Source organism: Thaumasiovibrio clandestinus (assembly GCF_047250365.1).
Classification (GTDB): domain Bacteria; phylum Pseudomonadota; class Gammaproteobacteria; order Enterobacterales; family Vibrionaceae; genus Thaumasiovibrio.
Map to the genome: position 1 here is coordinate 294,097 of NZ_JBLBVL010000001.1, position 19,511 is coordinate 313,607.

21 protein-coding genes are annotated in these 19,511 nt (G+C 46.5%); 9 read left to right on the top strand and 12 right to left on the bottom strand.

What is annotated here, in order from left to right:
• Nucleotides 1–40: 40 nt before the first annotated feature.
• Nucleotides 41–649, top strand: coding sequence for a GyrI-like domain-containing protein (locus ACKLNH_RS01390; RefSeq protein ID WP_413110441.1), 609 nt, complete (start codon nt 41–43; stop codon nt 647–649).
• 126 nt (nt 650–775) lie between these two features.
• On the opposite strand, the gene ruvC is transcribed toward ACKLNH_RS01390, so the two are convergent.
• From ruvC to aspS, 3 genes are all read right to left on the bottom strand, one after another.
• A complete protein-coding gene (gene ruvC / locus ACKLNH_RS01395) occupies nt 776–1,297 on the bottom strand; it encodes a crossover junction endodeoxyribonuclease RuvC (protein ID WP_413110442.1) in 522 nt (173 codons plus the stop codon).
• Nucleotides 1,298–2,041, bottom strand: coding sequence for a YebC/PmpR family DNA-binding transcriptional regulator (locus tag ACKLNH_RS01400; RefSeq protein WP_413110443.1), 744 nt, complete (start codon nt 2,039–2,041; stop codon nt 1,298–1,300).
• A 120-nt stretch (nt 2,042–2,161) separates the two neighbouring features.
• Complete coding sequence (gene aspS, locus ACKLNH_RS01405; RefSeq protein ID WP_413110444.1) at nt 2,162–3,937, bottom strand: aspartate--tRNA ligase; 1,776 nt, start codon at nt 3,935–3,937, stop codon at nt 2,162–2,164.
• Between the two features lie 421 nt (nt 3,938–4,358).
• On the opposite strand from aspS, the gene cmoA reads away from it, so the two are divergent.
• The 8 genes from cmoA to ACKLNH_RS01445 all read left to right on the top strand — a co-directional run bounded on the left by cmoA (nt 4,359) and on the right by ACKLNH_RS01445 (nt 11,667).
• Nucleotides 4,359–5,087 carry a carboxy-S-adenosyl-L-methionine synthase CmoA gene (gene cmoA / locus ACKLNH_RS01410; RefSeq protein ID WP_413110445.1) on the top strand — a complete coding sequence of 243 codons (729 nt, stop codon included), beginning with the start codon at nt 4,359–4,361 and terminating at the stop codon, nt 5,085–5,087.
• A gap of 24 nt (nt 5,088–5,111) precedes the next feature.
• Nucleotides 5,112–6,086: a tRNA 5-methoxyuridine(34)/uridine 5-oxyacetic acid(34) synthase CmoB gene (cmoB, locus tag ACKLNH_RS01415; protein ID WP_413110446.1), complete on the top strand. Its 975-nt coding sequence runs from the start codon at nt 5,112–5,114 to the stop codon at nt 6,084–6,086.
• Nucleotides 6,087–6,174: 88 nt separating this feature from the next.
• Nucleotides 6,175–6,957: an ATP-dependent zinc protease family protein gene (locus tag ACKLNH_RS01420; RefSeq protein ID WP_413110447.1), complete on the top strand. Its 783-nt coding sequence runs from the start codon at nt 6,175–6,177 to the stop codon at nt 6,955–6,957.
• Nucleotides 6,958–6,974: 17 nt separating this feature from the next.
• Entirely contained in the window at nt 6,975–8,480 is a 1,506-nt protein-coding gene (locus ACKLNH_RS01425; RefSeq protein WP_413110448.1) for an inactive transglutaminase family protein, read from the top strand.
• Nucleotides 8,481–8,484: 4 nt separating this feature from the next.
• Complete coding sequence (locus ACKLNH_RS01430) at nt 8,485–9,444, top strand: alpha-L-glutamate ligase-like protein (protein WP_413110753.1); 960 nt, start codon at nt 8,485–8,487, stop codon at nt 9,442–9,444.
• Nucleotides 9,445–9,655: 211 nt separating this feature from the next.
• Complete coding sequence (locus ACKLNH_RS01435) at nt 9,656–10,165, top strand: VC2046/SO_2500 family protein (protein ID WP_413110449.1); 510 nt, start codon at nt 9,656–9,658, stop codon at nt 10,163–10,165.
• Between the two features lie 148 nt (nt 10,166–10,313).
• Nucleotides 10,314–11,006 (top strand): SDR family NAD(P)-dependent oxidoreductase, encoded by a 693-nt coding sequence (locus ACKLNH_RS01440; RefSeq protein WP_413110450.1) that lies wholly within the window; start codon nt 10,314–10,316, stop codon nt 11,004–11,006.
• Between the two features lie 79 nt (nt 11,007–11,085).
• Entirely contained in the window at nt 11,086–11,667 is a 582-nt protein-coding gene (locus ACKLNH_RS01445; protein ID WP_413110451.1) for a UPF0149 family protein, read from the top strand.
• Nucleotides 11,668–11,754: 87 nt separating this feature from the next.
• Here ACKLNH_RS01445 and nadA read toward each other — a convergent pair whose 3' ends face one another.
• From nadA to ACKLNH_RS01490, 9 genes are all read right to left on the bottom strand, one after another.
• Nucleotides 11,755–12,798 carry a quinolinate synthase NadA gene (gene nadA, locus ACKLNH_RS01450; RefSeq protein WP_413110452.1) on the bottom strand — a complete coding sequence of 348 codons (1,044 nt, stop codon included), beginning with the start codon at nt 12,796–12,798 and terminating at the stop codon, nt 11,755–11,757.
• Between the two features lie 174 nt (nt 12,799–12,972).
• Nucleotides 12,973–13,707, bottom strand: coding sequence for a tol-pal system protein YbgF (gene ybgF, locus ACKLNH_RS01455; RefSeq protein ID WP_413110453.1), 735 nt, complete (start codon nt 13,705–13,707; stop codon nt 12,973–12,975).
• 14 nt (nt 13,708–13,721) lie between these two features.
• Nucleotides 13,722–14,255 (bottom strand): peptidoglycan-associated lipoprotein Pal, encoded by a 534-nt coding sequence (gene pal, locus ACKLNH_RS01460; protein WP_413110454.1) that lies wholly within the window; start codon nt 14,253–14,255, stop codon nt 13,722–13,724.
• Nucleotides 14,256–14,293: 38 nt separating this feature from the next.
• Nucleotides 14,294–15,637, bottom strand: coding sequence for a Tol-Pal system beta propeller repeat protein TolB (gene tolB / locus ACKLNH_RS01465; RefSeq protein WP_413110455.1), 1,344 nt, complete (start codon nt 15,635–15,637; stop codon nt 14,294–14,296).
• 12 nt (nt 15,638–15,649) lie between these two features.
• Entirely contained in the window at nt 15,650–16,699 is a 1,050-nt protein-coding gene (gene tolA / locus ACKLNH_RS01470; protein ID WP_413110456.1) for a cell envelope integrity protein TolA, read from the bottom strand.
• 15 nt (nt 16,700–16,714) lie between these two features.
• A complete protein-coding gene (locus ACKLNH_RS01475) occupies nt 16,715–17,155 on the bottom strand; it encodes an ExbD/TolR family protein (protein ID WP_413110457.1) in 441 nt (146 codons plus the stop codon).
• Between the two features lie 3 nt (nt 17,156–17,158).
• Nucleotides 17,159–17,845, bottom strand: a complete 687-nt coding sequence (gene tolQ, locus ACKLNH_RS01480; RefSeq protein WP_413110458.1) for a protein TolQ — start codon at nt 17,843–17,845, stop codon at nt 17,159–17,161.
• Nucleotides 17,835–18,068, bottom strand: coding sequence for a hypothetical protein (locus ACKLNH_RS01485; protein WP_413110459.1), 234 nt, complete (start codon nt 18,066–18,068; stop codon nt 17,835–17,837). Before ACKLNH_RS01485 ends, tolQ begins: the two co-directional genes overlap by 11 nt.
• Before the next feature lie 313 nt (nt 18,069–18,381).
• The gene (locus ACKLNH_RS01490; protein WP_413110460.1) at nt 18,382–19,494 is read right to left on the bottom strand and encodes a BamA/TamA family outer membrane protein; all 1,113 of its coding nucleotides are present in this window, start codon (nt 19,492–19,494) and stop codon (nt 18,382–18,384) included.
• Between the last annotated feature and the right edge of the window lie 17 nt (nt 19,495–19,511).

Consider the following 19,511-nt stretch of genomic DNA (forward strand, 5'->3'; position numbering starts at 1 on the left):
GCTAAACTAAATCAATACTTTGTTACCAACACGTCTCGCTATGTCCAAAATCGACTTTAAGAAAACACTCAAACACCTTTATCGCCCATCGGCAAAATGCGTTGTCGAAGTCGACGTACATGAAATGCAATTTCTGGTCATTGATGGCACTGGTGGCCCGGAAGATCCAACCTTTCAAGAAGCGATAGAAGCGCTGTATTCTGTGTCCTACACACTAAAGTTCATAATCAAAAAAGGTGACCTTGGCATCGACTATGGCGTACTTCCTTTGGAAGGGCTTTGGTGGGCCGATGAGATGAATGACTTTATTGATGACAATAAGTCCAATTGGGAATGGCGTTTAATGATAATGCAACCCGACTTCATTACTCGCAAACATATCAACGCAGCAATAGCGACAGTAAGAGAGAAAAAGCAATTAGCGGCGATTGATAAAGTGGAGTTCGCGCTCTTTCATGAGGGACGTTGTAGTCAAACGCTACATGTGGGGCCATTTAGTGAAGAGGGGCCAACGGTACAACGTGTCCATCAGTTTATTAAAGACACCGGAGCTGAGTTAAGCGGCAAGCACCATGAAATATACCTATCAGACATCCGTAGAGCCGCGCCAGAAAACTGGAAAACCATCATTCGCCAACCAATGCGTTAGTCGCTGCGCTTATCGGCACATTAATTAATACGCGAGTTTGCCGAACTTAAAACCCCAGGAGCAATAAGAAACAAGACTATCTCATGAAGATCCCCTGAGGCTGGATTGCACTCAGGGAGATGGAAATTAACGATAGCGCCCGCGACGGCTACTTTGTGCCTGTCCCGACATGGCGATAAGGGTTTTGTTGGTATGTGCATGGCAAATTGCCACAGCCAGCGCATCCGCAGCATCAGATTGCGGGGTCGCATTTAGCTTTAACACTGAGGTCACCATATGCTGAACTTGTGCTTTGTCAGCCCCACCGTTACCCACTACAGCCTGTTTAATCAAACGCGCCGCGTACTCGCTCACGGGTAAATCAGCATTGACCGCGGCAACAATCGCACTGCCACGGGCTTGCCCCAATTTTAACGCCGAATCCGCATTACGCGCCATGAAGACCTGCTCAATAGCAAACTGCTCCGGCTGAAATTGCGTGATCACTTCACTCACACCTGCATAAATTTGTTTTAACCTTTGCGGAAGGTTATCCGCAGCGGTACGAATACAACCGCTGCCAAGATAATCAAGGTGACGACCACGCTGGCGAATCACGCCATAGCCCGTCACCCGTGATCCAGGGTCAATACCAAGAATGATCGACACTTAAAGACCTGCAGCTACGTCATCAGAGATTTCACCATTATGGTAAACCTCTTGGACATCATCGAGATCTTCCAGCGCATCAATCAGACGAAGTAATTTTGGTGCCGTATCCGCATCCAAATCGGCTTTGGTAGAAGGGATCAATGACACTTCTGCATTTTGTGCCTCAAAGCCCGCCGCATCTAATGCATCTTTCACCGCGCCGAACTCGGCAGGAGCGGTAAATACATCGATAGCCCCGTCGTCATGTGTTTCAACATCGTCTGCCCCACCTTCCAATGCCGCCTCCATCACCGCATCTTCATCAAGGCCTGGCGCATAAGAGATAACCCCTTTTTTATCAAACAGGTAACTCACACTGCCATCCGTGCCTAAGTTGCCACCAGATTTAGAAAAGGCGTGACGAACCCCAGACACAGTACGGTTACGGTTATCGGTCATACACTCAACCATAACAGCAGTACCACCCGGGCCATACCCCTCGTAAATAACGGTTTCAACGTTATCATCGCCTTCACCGCCCGCGCCACGGCTCACCGCTCGGTTAACGGTATCTCGCGTCATGTTATTTGATAGTGCTTTATCGATCGCAGCACGTAAACGAGGGTTATTTTCTGGCTCGCCGCCGCCCTCTTTCGCTGAAACAACAATCTCACGAATTAACTTAGTAAAAATCTTGCCACGCTTAGCGTCCTGCGCCGCTTTACGGTGACGAATATTGGCCCACTTACTATGACCTGCCATATCAAACTCCATTCTTTGCAAGGGTAAGACACCACCCTAACCATACGACAAAAAAACGCCCTACTCGGGCGTTTAAATTCTATTTCAAAAGCGCAATCATCGCCCCACAATACGAGTGAGTTATTCTGCGTCTTTTTCTGCCAGTTTAACGGCAATCGCCAGCTCTTCTAACGCTGCTGGGTTTGCAACATTAGGTGCGTCTGTTAGCAAACACGCGGCCGCCGTTGTTTTCGGGAATGCGATAACATCACGAATATTCTCAGTACCACATAATAGCATCACCAAACGGTCTAGACCGAAGGCTAAACCTGCGTGTGGTGGCGTACCGTACTTCAATGCTTCTAGCAAGAAGCCAAACTTCTGCTGCTGCTCATCGGCTTCAATACCTAAGATATCAAATACCGCAGACTGCATCGCTGAATTGTGAATACGTACAGAACCCCCACCCACTTCATAGCCGTTAATAACCATGTCGTAAGCGTTCGAATTTGCGCCTGCTGGATTCGCTTTTAGCTCTTCAGGGCTTAAGTCTAGTGGTGCAGTGAATGGATGGTGCATAGCATGCAAGTTGCCTTCATCATCTTCTTCAAACATTGGGAAATCGACAACCCATAACGGAGCCCAAGCTGATGTATCAGTTAGCTCCAAATCGGTGCCCAGTTTCAAACGCAGTGCACCCAACGCTTCCGTCACCACTTTCGCGCTATCAGCACCAAAGAAGATAATATCGCCTGACTCAGCACCTGTACGCTCAAGCAATGCTTCAACCACGGTTTCATCAAGGAACTTCGCAACCGGCGATTGAACACCTTCGAAACCAGCAGCACGATCGTTAACCTTCATCCATGCTAAGCCTTTCGCACCATAAATACCCACATACTTGGTGTATTCATCAATCTGCTTACGTGACAACGCTGCGCCACCAGGAACGCGGATAACAGCCACACGCCCTTTTGGATCATTAGCAGGACCAGAAAAAACTTTAAACTCAACATCTTTTAAGATGTCAGCAACATCGACCATCTCTAATGGGTTACGTAGATCTGGCTTATCAGAGCCGAAACGACGCATCGCTTCTGCAAAAGGCATAATTGGGAACTGGCCCAAATCAACATCTAGCAACTCTTTCCACATCTCACAGATCAACGCCTCAGTTGTCGCGCGAACTTGGTCCGCTGACATGAACGAGGTTTCGATATCGATCTGGGTAAATTCAGGCTGACGATCAGCGCGCAAATCTTCATCACGGAAACATTTTACGATTTGATAGTAGCGATCAAAACCAGACATCATTAACAACTGCTTAAACAGCTGTGGTGATTGTGGCAATGCGTAGAAGCTGCCCTTATGTACACGGCTAGGCACAAGATAATCACGTGCACCTTCTGGCGTTGCTTTGGTCAGCACTGGCGTCTCAATATCTAAGAAGCTATGTTCATCCATAAAGCGACGCACAAACGCAGAGGCTTTGGCACGCATCTTAATGTTATTACTCATTTCCGGACGACGCAGGTCTAGATAACGGAACTTCAGGCGCTGCTCTTCTGTATTCTTCTGGTTGAAATCCAATGGCAGAACGTCTGCACGGTTGATGATTTCTAACCCTTTAGCAATGACCTCCACTTCACCGGTTGCCATATCTTTGTTGATTTGGCTTTCTGGGCGAGTGCGAACTTCACCGGTAATACGAATACAGAATTCATTACGCAGTTGGTTAGCCAGCTCAAAGATCTCTTTGGTGTCTGGGTCAACCACCACCTGAACAATACCTTCGCGATCTCGCATATCGATAAAGATCAGACCGCCTAAGTCACGGCGTTTATTTACCCAGCCGCATAGTTCTACAGTTTGTCCCGCTAAGGACGCGTTCAGGTGACCACAATATTGGGTGCGCATATCAAAATCCCGATAGAAAAAAGTTGCTTAAATCCTACCTGCTGCCATGTTTATGGCATACAGGGCTTCCATTTCGTCGATGTTTTCATCAATATCAACCACGAAATGGGATTATTCATTCATTGACCTCGCATTATAAAGGAAAATACCGACAGAGTGGAAACTCTGATCAGGAATCTTTTATATCGACGGCAAAGTTTACTTTAAGACAGCCAAAGTGAGTTAGAAAACAACCGCCTTGTCATATTTACAAGATTGTTTTTTCATCAAAAGTCAGTAAATTGTCAATTCTTTGTCCAAATGGCCTATAAACTAGCTATAGGTCACTGCTTGATTGCAGACATTGATAATTTAATCCAATACAATAGCGCGCTTTATGATTCAGGCAAATTCCAGCCTGTTGTAGCTCAGGTAATACTCAATGGCACAACGAGATACAATTTTCTCCGCCCCTATCGATAAAATGGGCGATTTCACCTTCGATGAACGCGTTGCAGAAGTGTTCCCGGATATGATCCAACGCTCTGTGCCGGGCTATAGCAACATCATTTCGGCCATCGGTATGCTGGCTGAACGGTTTGTAAAACCTAACACCAATATTTACGACTTGGGGTGCTCTCTTGGTGCCGCGACACTATCAATGCGCCGCCACATCAATCACGAAGGATGTAAAATTATCGCTGTTGATAATTCCGAAGCGATGGTGGAACGCTGCAAGCTACACGTTTCTGCCTATCGTAGCGATACCAACGTCGAGGTTATGCATGCTGATATTCGTGATATCGACATCCAGAACGCATCTGTTGTCGTGCTTAACTTTACGTTGCAATTTTTAGCACCAGACGATCGCCTAACACTGCTGAAGAAAATCTACGCAGGGCTACGTCCGGGAGGCATTTTGATCCTCTCTGAAAAATACGTCTTTGCCGACAACAGCGCTCACGAGCTGCTTATCGATCTACACCACGACTTTAAACGTGCCAATGGTTATAGCGAACTCGAGATTAGCCAAAAACGTAGTGCGATTGAAAACGTGATGCGCCCCGATAGCATTGCAACTCACAAAGAACGTTTAGGGGAAATTGGCTTTAGCAGTGTCGAAGTCTGGTTCCAATGTTTCAATTTTGGTTCAATGTTCGCCATTAAATAATCAGCAATAGCGTAAGGTAATAACATGACATTTGATTTTTCGGATTTCTATCAGCTGATTGCTAAAAACCGTTTAAGCGGATGGCTTAACAGCCTGCCGCAACAACTCACCGATTGGCAAGCGGCAGAGCATGGCGACATGCCAAAATGGCTGCGGGTACTCAATAAGATCCCGACGACTTGTCCAGATAATATTGATCTGAAGACTGCGGTTCACGTTAGCAACAACACATCATTGCCGCTGGGTGAGAAGGCCAAATTAGAGAACTTATTACGTACCTTTCACCCATGGCGAAAAGGCCCTTACCACCTACACGACATTCACATTGATACTGAATGGCGCTCTGACTGGAAATGGGACCGTGTGTTACCACACATCTCACCGCTAAAAGGCCGCTATGTCTTAGATGTCGGGTGTGGCAATGGCTACCACATGTGGCGCATGTTGGGTGAAGGCGCGGAGCTGACTGTTGGTATCGACCCTTCACACCTTTTTTTAGTTCAATTTGAAGCCATACGCAAACTCATGGGCAACGACCAACGCGCCCATTTGTTGCCATTGGGCATTGAGCAGCTACCTGAACTGCGCGCGTTTGATACCGTGTTTAGTATGGGGGTGTTATACCACCGTCGCTCACCACTTGACCACTTGCTGCAGTTAAAAAACCAGCTAGTCAAAGGGGGGGAGCTCGTATTAGAAACCTTGGTTATCGATGGTGATGAGAACGCGGTGCTCGTTCCAACCGATCGTTATGCGCAGATGCGCAATGTGTTTTTCTTCCCGTCTGCACGGGCTCTAAAAGTCTGGTTAGAGCAAACAGGCTTTGAAGACGTACGTATTGTCGACGAATGTGTTACCTCGACGGGAGAACAGCGCTCAACTGGCTGGATGACACATAACTCTCTACCCGATTATTTAGACCCAAACGATCCATCGAAAACAATTGAAGGATACCCTGCACCGAAGCGGGCAATTTTGGTGGCCAAAAACCCGCATTAACTTCAGCTCTGAACCCATGCGTTGCGCATCTGTGCAGCTAAGCTAAACTAACCTTATAAATCAAGAAGTAATCTGTCAGGAGAGACCAATGATTCGCCACAGCTTGCCGTTAATACTTGTCGCCCTTCTTTCCGGCTGTGTGTTGACTCAAGAGAATTACGACTTAGCTCATGAAGAAACACTAGCAACGATCTACACCGTTGAGAGTCATTTAAATGAGCAACTGGGTTCAATATCTTATGATGTTGAATCGCAAACAGCATTAATTAGTCAACTTGAACAACAAATCGCGGCACTAAGCTATACCCTAAATCGACAAAACCTATTGTTAACTCGGCTCGCGGCCAGTGCAGACAGTGAAACCCTACGTAAGCCAGAAAAAACAGAGCCTGTATTATCACCGACTATCTCTGAAGATTCAGTAGAAAAAACCCTACTTGGCGCACAAGAATGGGTGTGGCTCGACATGGTCGACAGCTATTTTAAGGCGCGAGTCGACACTGGCGCGACAACCTCATCCTTAAATGCCACCAATATTCAACAATTTGAGCGCGAAGGAAAGACGTGGGTTAGCTTCAATCTTAACCATACGCAAGACGATCAAGGAGGCAAAGAAGAGCTCGTCGAAGCTCGTGTGGTTCGGTGGGTAAAAATACGCCACTCCAATACGCCGGAAACCGATCGCCGCCCTGTTATTGAAGCATGGGTTCGTATTGGTGATTTACGCGAACGAACGCAGTTTACCTTAGCTGACAGAACAAAAATGGAATACCCGATTTTACTCGGCCGTGAGTTTTTCCAAGATATTGCCGTCGTCGATGTTGGCCGCACATATCTGCAGGGCAAACCCCAAATTAATAACAATCAGTAACACCCCTTGAGGACACTATGGTTTCAAGAACTCCATTTTACCTACTGATCACACTGCTGATCTTAGGTGGTTTAACCCTGACTTGGCATCGTCATAATGTTTATGGCGTCCCACTACTACCCGACGGCAATGCGCAAGTTTGGGAACTAGAGGCTCGTGTAGAATTTGATGCTATTGGTGATGCTGTAAAAGTATCCATGGCAGCGCCGAGCACGCAAGAAGGCTTCACACTTATCAACGAAACAAGCTCATCGCCTGGCTACGGTGTTTCATTTATTGAGAACGAGCAAGGGCGTCGTATTGAGTGGACGATTCGAGAAGCAGAAGGTCGACAAATCCTCTATTACAAGACTCAAATGCTCGTTGATGACAAAGCATCCTTTACTGCCGTTCCACCAAAAGCAACGCAGCAAAGGCTGATGTTTGACGGTCCTCAGCTAAAAGCAGCGACAGCACTAATAGAGACTGCACGACAACAGTCTGCTGACGACATTAGCTTTACCCGTCAGGTTATTTTGCAATTTAACGATATTAATAACCAAAACGCATCATTATTGCTTAACTACTTCCAACGTGAAGATTTGATTGCTACGCTGCTCGCCATGGAGTCAATCCCAACTCAAGCTGTCGGTGGACTCGTCCTAGAGGACGGACGTCGCCGTCAACTTGTTACTCACATGATCCAAATTTGGGATGGTGGGAAGTGGTTAATCTTTGATGTGACCACCGGCGAAGATGGCAAACCGGAAAACCTCTTTATCTGGAATAAGCAAGGCGGTTCAATGCTCGATGTCATGGGCGGTCAGAACAGTGCCGTGACATTCTCGTACATCTCTCAAGACATTACACACCAAGCTGCGACGGTGCAAAAAGTCGAAGCAGATAACCTGCTTAACTTTTCAATCCACTCCCTCCCCATCGAAGAACAAGCAATGTTTAAAGGCATTATGCTCGTCCCAATCGGTGCATTGGTCGTGGTGTTCTTGCGCATTTTAATTGGTCTTAAAACGTCGGGAACGTTTATGCCTGTTTTAATTGCCATGTCATTTGTACAAACGCAACTGCTCACGGGCATTATTGGTTTCTTATTGATTGTTGGCGTGGGCCTTATCATTCGCAGCTACTTATCTAAGCTAAACCTTTTGCTGGTATCGCGAATTTCTGCAGTGATCATTACAGTAATCCTGATCATTTCAGCCTTTACCGTCATCGCCTATAAAATTGGCCTCGTGGAAGGATTAACCATTACTTTCTTCCCGATGATCATTCTTTCTTGGACTATCGAACGTATGTCTATCCTATGGGAAGAAGAAGGTGCCAAAGAAGTCATGATCCAAGGCGGTGGTTCACTACTAACCGCAGTATTGGTTTACCTTGCAATGACCAATGGCATCGTGCGCCACCTGACATTCAACTTTATCGGCCTACAGTTCTTAATTCTGGCGCTGATCCTTGTTCTCGGTAACTATACCGGTTATAGGCTCAGCGAACTTCGCCGCTTTAAGCCGTTAGCGGAGGATTAATATGCTGCTGTCACAATTCACCTCACCCTTTAAACTGAAAAATAAAGGAATAATGGGGATGAACCAGCGCAATATCAGCTATATCAGCCGATACAATGATCGTACTAAGTATCCGCTGGTTGACGACAAGTTGCAGACAAAAGTCATCGCCCAACGTCACGGCGCGACGGTGCCTGAACTGATTGGCGTGGTTGATAATCAGGCTGAAGTAAAGCGCATCCACAAAATGGTGAAATCGTGGCCGGGCTTTGTTATTAAGCCTGCGCAAGGCTCTGGCGGCAAAGGCATCTTAGTGATTACCTCACACAAAGATGGGGTCTACACCAAACCGTCAGGCAGCACCATCAACGAGCAAGACGTAGAAAGGCACATTACCAACACCCTCGCTGGGCTATTCTCGTTAGGTGGAAAAAATGATGTCGCGATGGTGGAAAGCCTGATTGAGTTCGACAATGTCTTTGATGGATTTAGCTACGAAGGCGTACCTGATATACGGGTTATTGTCTTCAAAGGTTACCCTGTCATGGCAATGATGCGCCTATCCACTGCAGCGTCGGATGGTAAAGCCAATCTGCACCAAGGGGCTGTTGGTGTCGGCATTGATATCGCCACAGGTAAAGCAATTAATGCGGTGCAATTTAATAAGCCGATCACCTATCACCCTGATACGGGTAAGGATCTTCAGACCTTACAAGTCCCCCATTGGGAGCAGCTACTCACACTGGCTGCCAGTGCTTGGGAGATGACTGGGCTTGGGTACATGGGAACAGATATGGTGCTCGACAAATCTCTCGGGCCAATGGTGTTAGAGCTTAATGCTCGCCCTGGCTTAGCCATCCAAATCGCCAACAATTGTGGCCTGCTGCCCCGTCTGCGCTTAGTTGAAGGGTTAGGCGAGCATCTCGAGTATCCCAAACCTGCCGCACGAGTTGCGTGGTCTGCCAAGCAATTTGGTGGGTACTAGTATCCCGTAAAATCCTAAACCCCTGAACGTCTATGCCCCAGTTTACTCCCATAAGCTGGGGCATTCTTGTTACAAATCCTCACCACTCAGCGTCCATTGGGTGCTTGCGCTTCTTTTTTAGCCACTTAACCACGACAACGCAATTTACCGCTAAAGCTATAGCCTTTCTTGACGATAACCAAAGAGAACATCCCTTTTTGTCTAAGAGTCAATGAAAGTACATCAGCTAGATAAAGCACAACTGATCAATGAAACCCAACTCGGGGACCGATTAAATCAATCGGTCTCTTGCGGGTATCGTGCTGACTTTTCGTTGCTCCTTGCGATGCTATCACCCGACATTCGTGAGCATGAACCACTCGATATACACCAAGATAGCCTCCATTGTGATGCTGTGTTGCGTGAACAACTAGAGCTTCCAGCACCGCAAGCCTTACATGCCGATGATAGCAGCTATGAGCGAGGTGCTTTAGAAGCCAACGCCTTTCATCGCGGCGGACTTAACGCCGCCCATTTGCAGCACTACACCAGCCCATCAGCCCTCACTCATCTACCCCAAGATACGCATGGCTTTCCTGAGCAGGTTTACCACAACCTGTCTGGGCATCAGCGTCGTCGTCTTGAGATAAATAGCCCCCAAACACCCTCACTGCGGCCACAACGACTTCTGAACGCACTGACTTTATCGAAACGTGCGAATGAGTTACAACTTACTGCCTGAACACTTACAACGATTGATATCTGTGACCTACCTTATGTATCACGAGATTATTTATGACTTAGTTCACTATCTCACCATATGATCGCTGAATCATCGTAGAACTCAACCACACTAAGAAGGCATTTAAAACAACCCGTATAGAGTCTTCATGAACATTAGCCAGTCAATTATCGTTATTACAGAAGCTGGTAGCTCGCTTGGGCGTGAGCTAGTATTACACTTCGCTGCACTAGGTGCTTCTGTCGTCCTTATCGATGATGATGCTATTAACCTAAGCATTAGCTTCCAAGCATGTGACAGTATCAGCCAACGCTGCCACAAAATTTTGCTCGACCCCAACAAACCACAACAAATAGAACAGCATTTTGAGCAAATACATCAAAACATTGGCTGTGTGAATGCTCTAATCAACTGTTGGCACGGCGTTGCCCTACCGGGTCTATTTGACGATAGCGGCGTGGAGAACTACTGCAAGAATATGAGTCAAGTCATCTCTTCACGTTACTCTTTCACGTCAACAGCAACCCAGCAAATGGCTAAACTAGGCCAGCCCGGTGTCATCATCAATATTGCTGATAATATTCAACTAAAACCAAGTCAATCCATTAGTGGTGCGCACTCCCTTATCGCTAGCATCACCCAAAGCTGGTCTCAAGACCTCATTCCATACCGAATTCGAGTTGGGGGCATTATTGCACGTCGGCTAAGTACGCTAGAAATGGAAGCGGTAACCAACGAGCTATATGCACAACTCCATTATGAAATGGTGCGCCATGCCGAATACATTATTAGAAACGACACCTTCAACGGGCGGATGCTTGAAGCCGAAATGACAATATAATTACCCCACATAACACAGTATTCAATCGCTGGTGAGAACTGGTAGACTACACCTTTCTGTTTATAATGAGATCGTTGTTATGTCGACGCTTCTAAGTTTTTATCAATCACCCGCTAATGTAACTGGACTGCTTCCCGCTTACCAAAGTCTAGGTTTTATTACTGCAATGGCCGCTGCACCTAATGTTATCGATCCCGCTGAGTGGATCAGTTTCTTTTGGGGAGGCGAAGACCTTGCGCCCTTTGATAGTCCAGAACAATTAGAGCAATTTGCCCAAGCGGTAGTAACAAGCTTCAACCAAACTCGCGACGCATTATTAAGCCACGAATGGCAATGGCCAGCAGCGTGTCAACTCGATGACGCCCAGATAGTCACTGAAGCGTGTCAGGCCTATTGTGAAGGGATGTTGCAAGGCTGGCAATTAGCACGTGATGACTGGGAAACGTTAATGCCAGAACACAGTGAAGACAACGCACTGCTTGGCGGCGTCCTGCTGTCAATTAGCCTGCTATTTGACCCGGAGACCGCCATTAGCGAGCTCGCCTCACAAGGGCTCCATGGGTTAGAACAATTTGAAGAGATCTACTCTGCTATGCCAGCAATGCTCTGCGGTCTAACACTAAAAGGCCAGCAGCTCGTCGCAATGCAAAACTGTCGATAAGATAGGTTTCGATAGTAAGCCGCAAATAAAAAAGGGGAAGCACCACGCTTCCCCTTTTCTCTTGCTCGCTTCCAATTTACGCAATAACTATTTTTGCAATTGCGCGGCAAAATCAAGCATGCGATTAAGCGGGATCAGTGACTTTTCGCGAATAGATGCATCAACAAAGATCTCATGCTCTTCCCCACCTTCACGAAGGGCAGCTTCAATGGCCTTCAAGCCATTCATCGCCATCCACGGACAATGCGCACAACTACGACACGTCGCACCTGCACCAGCCGTTGGCGCTTCGATAAGTTCTTTCTCTGGCACAAGTTGCTGCATCTTAAAGAAGATACCTTTGTCGGTCGCAACAATCAGCTGTTTATTCGGCAACGCTTTCGCTGCTTTAATCAACTGACTGGTCGACCCAACGGCATCGGCCAACTCAACCACACTTGCTGGTGATTCTGGATGAACCAGCACAGCAGCATCAGGATAGACCGCTTTCATATCGCGCAATGCTTTTGCAGAAAACTCATCGTGCACCACACACTCGCCCTGCCACAAGATCATCTCTGCGCCAGTTTGATTCTGGATATATGAGCCTAAGTGGCGATCTGGCCCCCAGATAATTGGCTTATCTTCACCATCAAGATGCTCAACAATTTCCAGTGCAATACTCGATGTTACCACCCAATCTGCACGCGCTTTAACCGCGGCAGAGGTATTCGCATACACAACAACGGTGTGCTCAGGGTGTTCATCACAAAACTGCGTAAACTTGTCCGCAGGGCAGCCCAAGTCAAGCGAACACTCCGCCTCTAACGTCGGCATTAGTACACACTTTTCTGGCGTAAGAATTTTTGCCGACTCGCCCATAAAGCGAACACCGCAAATAATCAGTGTTTTCGCTGGATGTTGATTTCCGAATTTGGCCATTTCAAGTGAATCGCCAACGAAACCGCCTGTTTCTTCGGCCAGCGCCTGAATCTCTGGATCGGTATAGTAGTGGGCGATAAGCACCGCATCACGCTCTTTTAATAACGCGTGGATGCTTGCCTTGTACGCTACTTTCTGCTCATCTGACAATTTTTCAGGCTTAGCCGGAAAAGGATAAATTGTTTGGCTTGGATCTAATTGTACGCTCATGGTCTTGCTCTATCAGGTTCCTGATCAATCCAGCCATTATACCGGAACTAGACCAAGATGCATGCCTATGGCTAATGAAATGAGAGTGAATAACGTAAATTTGAAATGGACGGGTTGGCAAAAAGACAAAAGCCGGCATCTATACCGGCCTTTAAAACAGATGATACAACAGTATTACAGTTTATCGAGGTTGGTTTTTGCCTGTACTGCACTGGTGCTGCCAGGATACGCATCAATCACTGCCTGATAACGCTGTTTCGCTTTTTCCGGTGCGTTTTCGCGTTCGGCAATCAAGCCCAGTTTAAACATTGCGTCTGCTCGCTTATTCGAACTTTCAAATGTAGCAACAGACTCAAAATGCTGTTGAGCTTTCGCATTCTCAGATTGAATAAAGTAGAGCTGTCCTAACCAATAATGAGAGTTAGCACTATAGGTGGATTCTGGGTATTGAGTCAAAAAGGCTTCAAAGGCACCAATCGCTCCAGCGTAATCTTTTTCTTGTAAGATTAACGCAACTGCCGCTTCATACGAGCTGTTTTCGTCCATATCGGCCGAAAATGCAACATCAGGTTCATCAAGGTTTTTTTGTTCTTGAGGGGGGGAGGTAACGGCAGGCTGGCGACTTAGCGCGTCGACTTCACGGTAGAGATCGCGCTGTCGATTCAGCATTTGACTTAGCTCATAGCTATTTTGCTCAACCATACCTCGCAATTCATCTACTTCTTCACCCAGCTGACTTAACTGCTGCTGCATTTGGATTTGAACCTGATTACGCGAAATAATCAATTGTTCAAGTCGCGCAAGATCAGAACTGCCACTATTCGTTAAGTCCGTCACTGGCGCAGGGGCTGCAATCGCAGCCCCACTCAGCAACATCAGCACGCCAATACGTACCAAGTTACTATTCATAAAAATTTACCTAATTAGTAAACCAAAACTGCACGACGGTTTTTCGCATATGCCGCTTCAGTTTGACCCATCATTAATGGCTTCTCTTCACCGTAGCTAACAATTGAAATCTGAGATGCATCAACACCTAGTGCTTGTAGGTAGTTTGCTACAGCACTCGCACGACGCTCACCTAGCGCAATGTTGTACTCTGGCGTGCCACGCTCATCAGCATGGCCTTCTACCAATACTGACATGCTGTCATTCTTAACTAGATATTCAGCATGTGCTTCTAGCATCGCTGCATAGCTTGCTTCTACATCTGAATTGTCAAACGCAAAGTATACTGTCTGTTCTTGACGCAACTCTTGGTTGCGCACTTCTTCTTCAGTCATACCTGCATTTGGATCTTGAATTGGAGTCGTTACTACCGCACCAGTACTTTCTTCTACAGGGGTCGTCGTATCTGCATCACCAGCGCTAGTGGCTGTGTCAGTTGAGCTACACGCTGCCATAGTCATTACTGGTAAAGCAATTGCCAGACCTTTTAGAATTTTATTCAGTTGCATTTGTATATTTCCTTTTAAAACTTGCTCAGTGGCAAAAATTACAAGAATGGTGACCAGGCCGGCGCTCGCACTCTGCCGCTAGTAACTGGTAACCGAGCCTTAAAACGTCCATCTATTGACACTAACGACAATACGTTAGCTTCGCCATAAATAGAACTGTAAATAACCATACTTCCATTAGGAGCAATACTTGGTGACTCATCTAACAGCGTCTTTGTTAATACCTGCAACGCACCTGTTGCTAAATCTTGCTTTGCAATATTAAAACCTGACGCTGATTGATGAACAATAACAAGGAACTTACCATCAGGGGTAATCTGTGGCCCCTGATTTTGTAACCCCTGCCACGTAATACGGTTTGTATCACCAGTTGCTAAATTTACTTGATAAATCTGTGGTTTACCACCCCTATCAGAAGTAAACATCAGTGAGCTGCCATCTGGGTGCCACACTGCTTCTGTATTATTCGATCGACCACGCGTTACTTGCGTTAAGGTCTTTGTCTTCAAATCGTGAACATAAACATGCAAGCTGCCACTCTTGGACAGAACCAACGCCAGCTTGCTTCCATCCGGAGAAAACTGTGGTGATCCGTTATGCCTTGGATAGGACGCGATTTTCTCAACACTTCCTTCATAGATGTTCATAATAAACACCTCAGCTTTGCGGTTCTCAAAACTCACATAAGCTAGCTTACTGCCATCTGGCGACCACGCTGGTGACATCAATGGCTCGGGTGATTGCAGAACCAAGCGCTCGTTATAACCATCATAATCTGCGACGCGAAGCTGATAAGGGTATTCCTCTTCATCATCAACGACCACATAGGCAATACGAGTTAAGAATGCGCCTTTTTCACCCGTTAAGCGTTCATACACAACATCAGCAATACGGTGCGCTTGCGCTCGTAATTGCGTCGCACCTACCGTTGCTCTCGTATTGAGTAGGATATGATCATTCGTTTTAATCAATTCGCCATCAACCAAACCACGACTCTGACCATCGGTTAGTTGACCACGAACAATATCTACCAGTTGATAGTGGATAACGTAACGATCACCGTTCTGCGTGATCTTACCCGTTAACAACGCATCGACACCCATCGCCGACCAAGCGTCATAGTTAATATCGTCTGGGCTATAAGGCGTTTGCGGCATCTGATTAACCGCCACAGGGTTAAACTTCCCACTACGGCGCAAATCTGAGGCAATCACCGCAGAAACGTCTTGAGGCAACCGCTTCTCCCCTTCCCACTGAAAGGGAACAATGGCGATCGGACGTGCTGAATCAACACCACCGGTAATCACCAACTCCAGTTGAGCAAACGCCATTTGACTGACTAGCGCCAATAACGTTGAAAATATAAACAATCCTTTTCTCATCACTCTTTCACCCTATTGCGGTTGAATCGTTAGGCTAATGTCTCTCAACTGTGCGGCGACATCTTTGTCTTCTGGCATTGGAAACTGAGAAACTTGTGTAACCGCGGCAGTTGCAGCGCGGCAGACATTTCTATCCCCACCTCGCTCTACCACATTGATCACCAAACCAGAAGAAGCCAAAGACAAGTCTAGCCGGCACTGCTTACCAATGAAGTTACTATCAATACGTAAGTTCTGTTCAATCATCTGCGTATAGATAAGTGCATAACGACTAATTTCGCTATCAACATAACGACTATGCGCACCTGAACGACGTTCGGTTTCCGCTTCTAGTCCTTGAAACATATCAGCTAGCGCCGCCTCCTGCTGGCGCTGTTGTTCTTCGGCTGCACGTGCTTTACGTTCTGCTTCTTTCTGCTCTTCTGCTGCTCTCTTCGCTGCAGCTTCCGCCTTTTTGCGTGCTTCCTCTTGGGCAACACGCTCTGCTTCTGCCTTCTTACGCGCGGCTTCCGCTTCACGCTTGGCTTGTTCCTGTGCTTGACGCTCTGCTTCAGCTTGGCGACGGGCTGCTTCTGCCTCTCGTTTAGCTTGCTCTTGCTGTTTACGTTCGGCTTCCGCTGCTTTTGCTTGCTGTTGCGCTTTTTTAGCCGCTTGTTCTGCCTTCGCTTGCTCTTTCGCCGCAATGCGTTGTAATTCCGCCACTCGCTCACGCTCTTTTTCAGCTTCGCGGGTCTCTTTTTCAGCTTTTAATTTATCAGCCTGAAGCTGTCTTAATCGCTGCTCTTCAGCAGCACGCTCACGTTCAACCGCTTTTGCTTGCTCTTCAAGACGGCGTAATCTGTCTTGTTCTGCTTTTTTGGTTGCTTCACGCTGCTGCCGCAATTGCTGAGCTTGTTGACGAACAACAGCAGGGTCAATCACCACCGCTTCAATCGAGTTACCTTGTGGTACAACCGGACGATGCGTCGCGATATCCGCTCCCCAAATAAGTAATCCTATAACCACACCATGGGCAAGCAGTGAAATAATAAACGGAGCCGAGCTGTCTTTTTTCTTCTTCATCCGTGTCAACGCCTACTACTCTCTCGCTTCTGTCATCAAACCAACTTTTGAAACACCAGCCTGATTTAATGCATCCAACGTTTCAATAATGAAGAAGTAAGGCGCTTGTGCTGCCCCACCAACCAATACAGTGGAGCTCGGGTTAATCTGTAACTCAGCACTGACTCGGGTCAGCATCTCATTCAAATCTAGGCTGATAAAATCGCCATTATCGACACTTAAACGATGATTCCCATCCGCATCAACTTCAACAACAATGAAGGTACTGTTGTTTTCATCCTGAGCCAATTCAGCGGCACTTTTAGCATCCACAGTTTGTGGTAAATCGACATCCACCCCTTGCGTCACAAAGGGCGCTGTTACCATAAAGATAACCAACAGAGCGAATGAAACATCGATGTAGGGAACTACATTGATTTCTGAACTAATTTTACGACGCTTACGGTGATAGTACATCGACTAGCCCTCCTTTGATGCAAAGGCCTGTCGGTGAAGTATGCTAGTGAACTCATCCATAAAGGTCATATAACTGTGTTCTAGCTTTTCCACCTTATTGGTAAGGCGGTTAAAAAATACCGTCGCTGGAATCGCCGCGATCAAACCCATCGCTGTCGCAATCAATGATTCTGCAATACCTGGTGCCACCATCGCTAGTGTCGCTTGTTTCACCGCACCCAAAGCGATAAATGCGTTCATAATGCCCCATACCGTACCAAACAAGCCGATGTATGGTGACACCGAGCCTACCGTTGCCAAAAACGGCAAGTTAACTTCTAATTCATCAACTTCACGTGATAGCGCAACACGCATCGCACGTGACGTCCCTTCCATAACCGCGGAAGGCTGAGGTTCGTTAACTTGATGTAGACGAGCAAACTCTTTAAATCCATGGAAAAAAATCTTTTCCGTGCCACTCAGGTCATTTTTTCTTGCCTGCACTTCATGGTAAAGCTGTGATAAATCAACACCAGACCAGAAACGATCTTCAAAACGCGTAACTCGGCGATTCGCTTCCGATATCGCTTGGCTGCGTCGAATGATAATGGACCAAGACATCACCGATGTTATCAACAATCCAAACAGGATAATTTGAACAAGTGGACCTGCCTGTAAAAACAGGTCAAGAATAGATAAATCAGCAGCCACAATTTTTCTCCAACATATAGCTCGTTACATACGATAGCGATGTAAGTTGTAGCAAGGCTACCGTAATGGTATCAAAGCACAACGTTATGCTATCGTTATTGACTAAAACCTGACAAAAATGCCAATAAGCCAGCTCAATGTCGCCATTTTTGCTTAAAACAGCATCAAAATCGACACTCACTTCGGCACAAATTCCTGCTTGAAACGACCACAATAAAAACAATAAGTTCCTTGGCTTAAGCAGGAAAAACCCACTAAATAGTTTCAAACCGACTTGAAACTATACCCTAGCAAATCATCACTGTAACCCAGCAATGTCGACCAATTGTTTTTTTTGCATGTGACCGCAACTAATTCATCAACAAATGAGTAAATTATCACCACCTGGTTACAAGTATTCGATACAAACAAATAATATACGACTCCGCTGTCTTCAAATCGACATAATAAGTTCATCTCTTAATAAACCAGAAAGACAAAAAAGCCCGCAAACGCGGGCTTGTACACACAACAGTCTCTGTGGTAGCAAAAGACGCTTAAAAAGCCTCTTGAATGCCAACATAAAAGCCATTGTTGTCTTCGTTACCAACCGCAAAGTCAAATCGGAAATGAACTTTTGCTTGTGGCTGAATCGCATAACGAACACCAGCACCAGCTGAATAATAAAGAATGTCGTTGTCGAAGCGACGCGCGGTTTCGCCACGCAATGTGCCTACGCCACCAAAACCAACTAGCTTCCATTTTTCTGATATATGGTGACGATATTCAGCTTGTGCTGCATACAACTCTTCACCCATATATTCGCCTACGCTAAAGCCGCGCAATACATTATTGCGCCCCAGGAAAGATTGGCCTGATACAGGCACGCCTTTCTCTACGATATTTGCGACCGACTGAAGGGCAATGACATCGTTTTGATTAACATTGACATAATGGCGCGCATCAACACGCAGTTGTTTTGAGTTATACTCACCGCCTAACGCCTTCATGCTAAACGATGGGCTGATCTCGATCATCGTCCCCTCAAGCGGGTAGAAACGATTATCGCGTGAGTCATACGTTGCGGCTAAAAACAGGCCAGCAGTATTGGTTCGACCCATGTCTCGTTCAGAGACAAAATCGCTACCTAAGTCATTTTGTCCTTCGGCAATGTTACGCCCCCAGAAGCCCCCACCACCAAGCCAAATGTTATGGCCAACATCAAACATTAAGCGTTGGCCAGCAACGAGGTTATCATTACTGTATTTTACGTCTGCGTTTGGATCACAATCCACCGCACTCGTATCACAGCTATTGCTAAAGCTGTTGTTCACATGCCAATTACCAATAAAAGAAACACTACGAATGGTATCCCCCTTAAACGAAGCATTGTTCAAAACAAACAGATTGTAACTGTCATTGCTGGTGTACTGGCCACCCACCATCAGTTGTGAAGGGCGGCTCTGCTCATCGGCCTGATACAGGTACGAGGCGTTAAAACCTAAGCCCGTACCCATAGAAGGGTTAGACGAGATCATCGGGGCGATGGCAAACTTTTTGTCCTGCGCTTTACTTTCATTCTCTTGAGCGTGCTCTTCAGCATCCTTGCCAACAGCGCCACCCGCGAATAAGAACAAACCCGCAAGAAAAATATAACTTAATTGGTACATTATTAAATCCAAATACA

What these genes read in the sequence shown, in the direction of transcription:
- ACKLNH_RS01390 (WP_413110441.1), top strand. Translation starts at nt 41, where the DNA reads ATGTCCAAAATCGACTTTAAGAAAACACTCAAACACCTTTATCGCCCA.
- ACKLNH_RS01400 (WP_413110443.1), bottom strand. Translation starts at nt 2,041, where the DNA reads ATGGCAGGTCATAGTAAGTGGGCCAATATTCGTCACCGTAAAGCGGCG.
- aspS (WP_413110444.1), bottom strand. Translation starts at nt 3,937, where the DNA reads ATGCGCACCCAATATTGTGGTCACCTGAACGCGTCCTTAGCGGGACAA.
- cmoA (WP_413110445.1), top strand. Translation starts at nt 4,359, where the DNA reads ATGGCACAACGAGATACAATTTTCTCCGCCCCTATCGATAAAATGGGC.
- cmoB (WP_413110446.1), top strand. Translation starts at nt 5,112, where the DNA reads ATGACATTTGATTTTTCGGATTTCTATCAGCTGATTGCTAAAAACCGT.
- ACKLNH_RS01420 (WP_413110447.1), top strand. Translation starts at nt 6,175, where the DNA reads ATGATTCGCCACAGCTTGCCGTTAATACTTGTCGCCCTTCTTTCCGGC.
- ACKLNH_RS01425 (WP_413110448.1), top strand. Translation starts at nt 6,975, where the DNA reads ATGGTTTCAAGAACTCCATTTTACCTACTGATCACACTGCTGATCTTA.
- ACKLNH_RS01435 (WP_413110449.1), top strand. Translation starts at nt 9,656, where the DNA reads ATGAAAGTACATCAGCTAGATAAAGCACAACTGATCAATGAAACCCAA.
- ACKLNH_RS01440 (WP_413110450.1), top strand. Translation starts at nt 10,314, where the DNA reads ATGAACATTAGCCAGTCAATTATCGTTATTACAGAAGCTGGTAGCTCG.
- ACKLNH_RS01445 (WP_413110451.1), top strand. Translation starts at nt 11,086, where the DNA reads ATGTCGACGCTTCTAAGTTTTTATCAATCACCCGCTAATGTAACTGGA.
- nadA (WP_413110452.1), bottom strand. Translation starts at nt 12,798, where the DNA reads ATGAGCGTACAATTAGATCCAAGCCAAACAATTTATCCTTTTCCGGCT.
- ybgF (WP_413110453.1), bottom strand. Translation starts at nt 13,707, where the DNA reads ATGAATAGTAACTTGGTACGTATTGGCGTGCTGATGTTGCTGAGTGGG.
- pal (WP_413110454.1), bottom strand. Translation starts at nt 14,255, where the DNA reads ATGCAACTGAATAAAATTCTAAAAGGTCTGGCAATTGCTTTACCAGTA.
- tolB (WP_413110455.1), bottom strand. Translation starts at nt 15,637, where the DNA reads ATGAGAAAAGGATTGTTTATATTTTCAACGTTATTGGCGCTAGTCAGT.
- tolA (WP_413110456.1), bottom strand. Translation starts at nt 16,699, where the DNA reads ATGAAGAAGAAAAAAGACAGCTCGGCTCCGTTTATTATTTCACTGCTT.
- ACKLNH_RS01475 (WP_413110457.1), bottom strand. Translation starts at nt 17,155, where the DNA reads ATGTACTATCACCGTAAGCGTCGTAAAATTAGTTCAGAAATCAATGTA.
- ACKLNH_RS01490 (WP_413110460.1), bottom strand. Translation starts at nt 19,494, where the DNA reads ATGTACCAATTAAGTTATATTTTTCTTGCGGGTTTGTTCTTATTCGCG.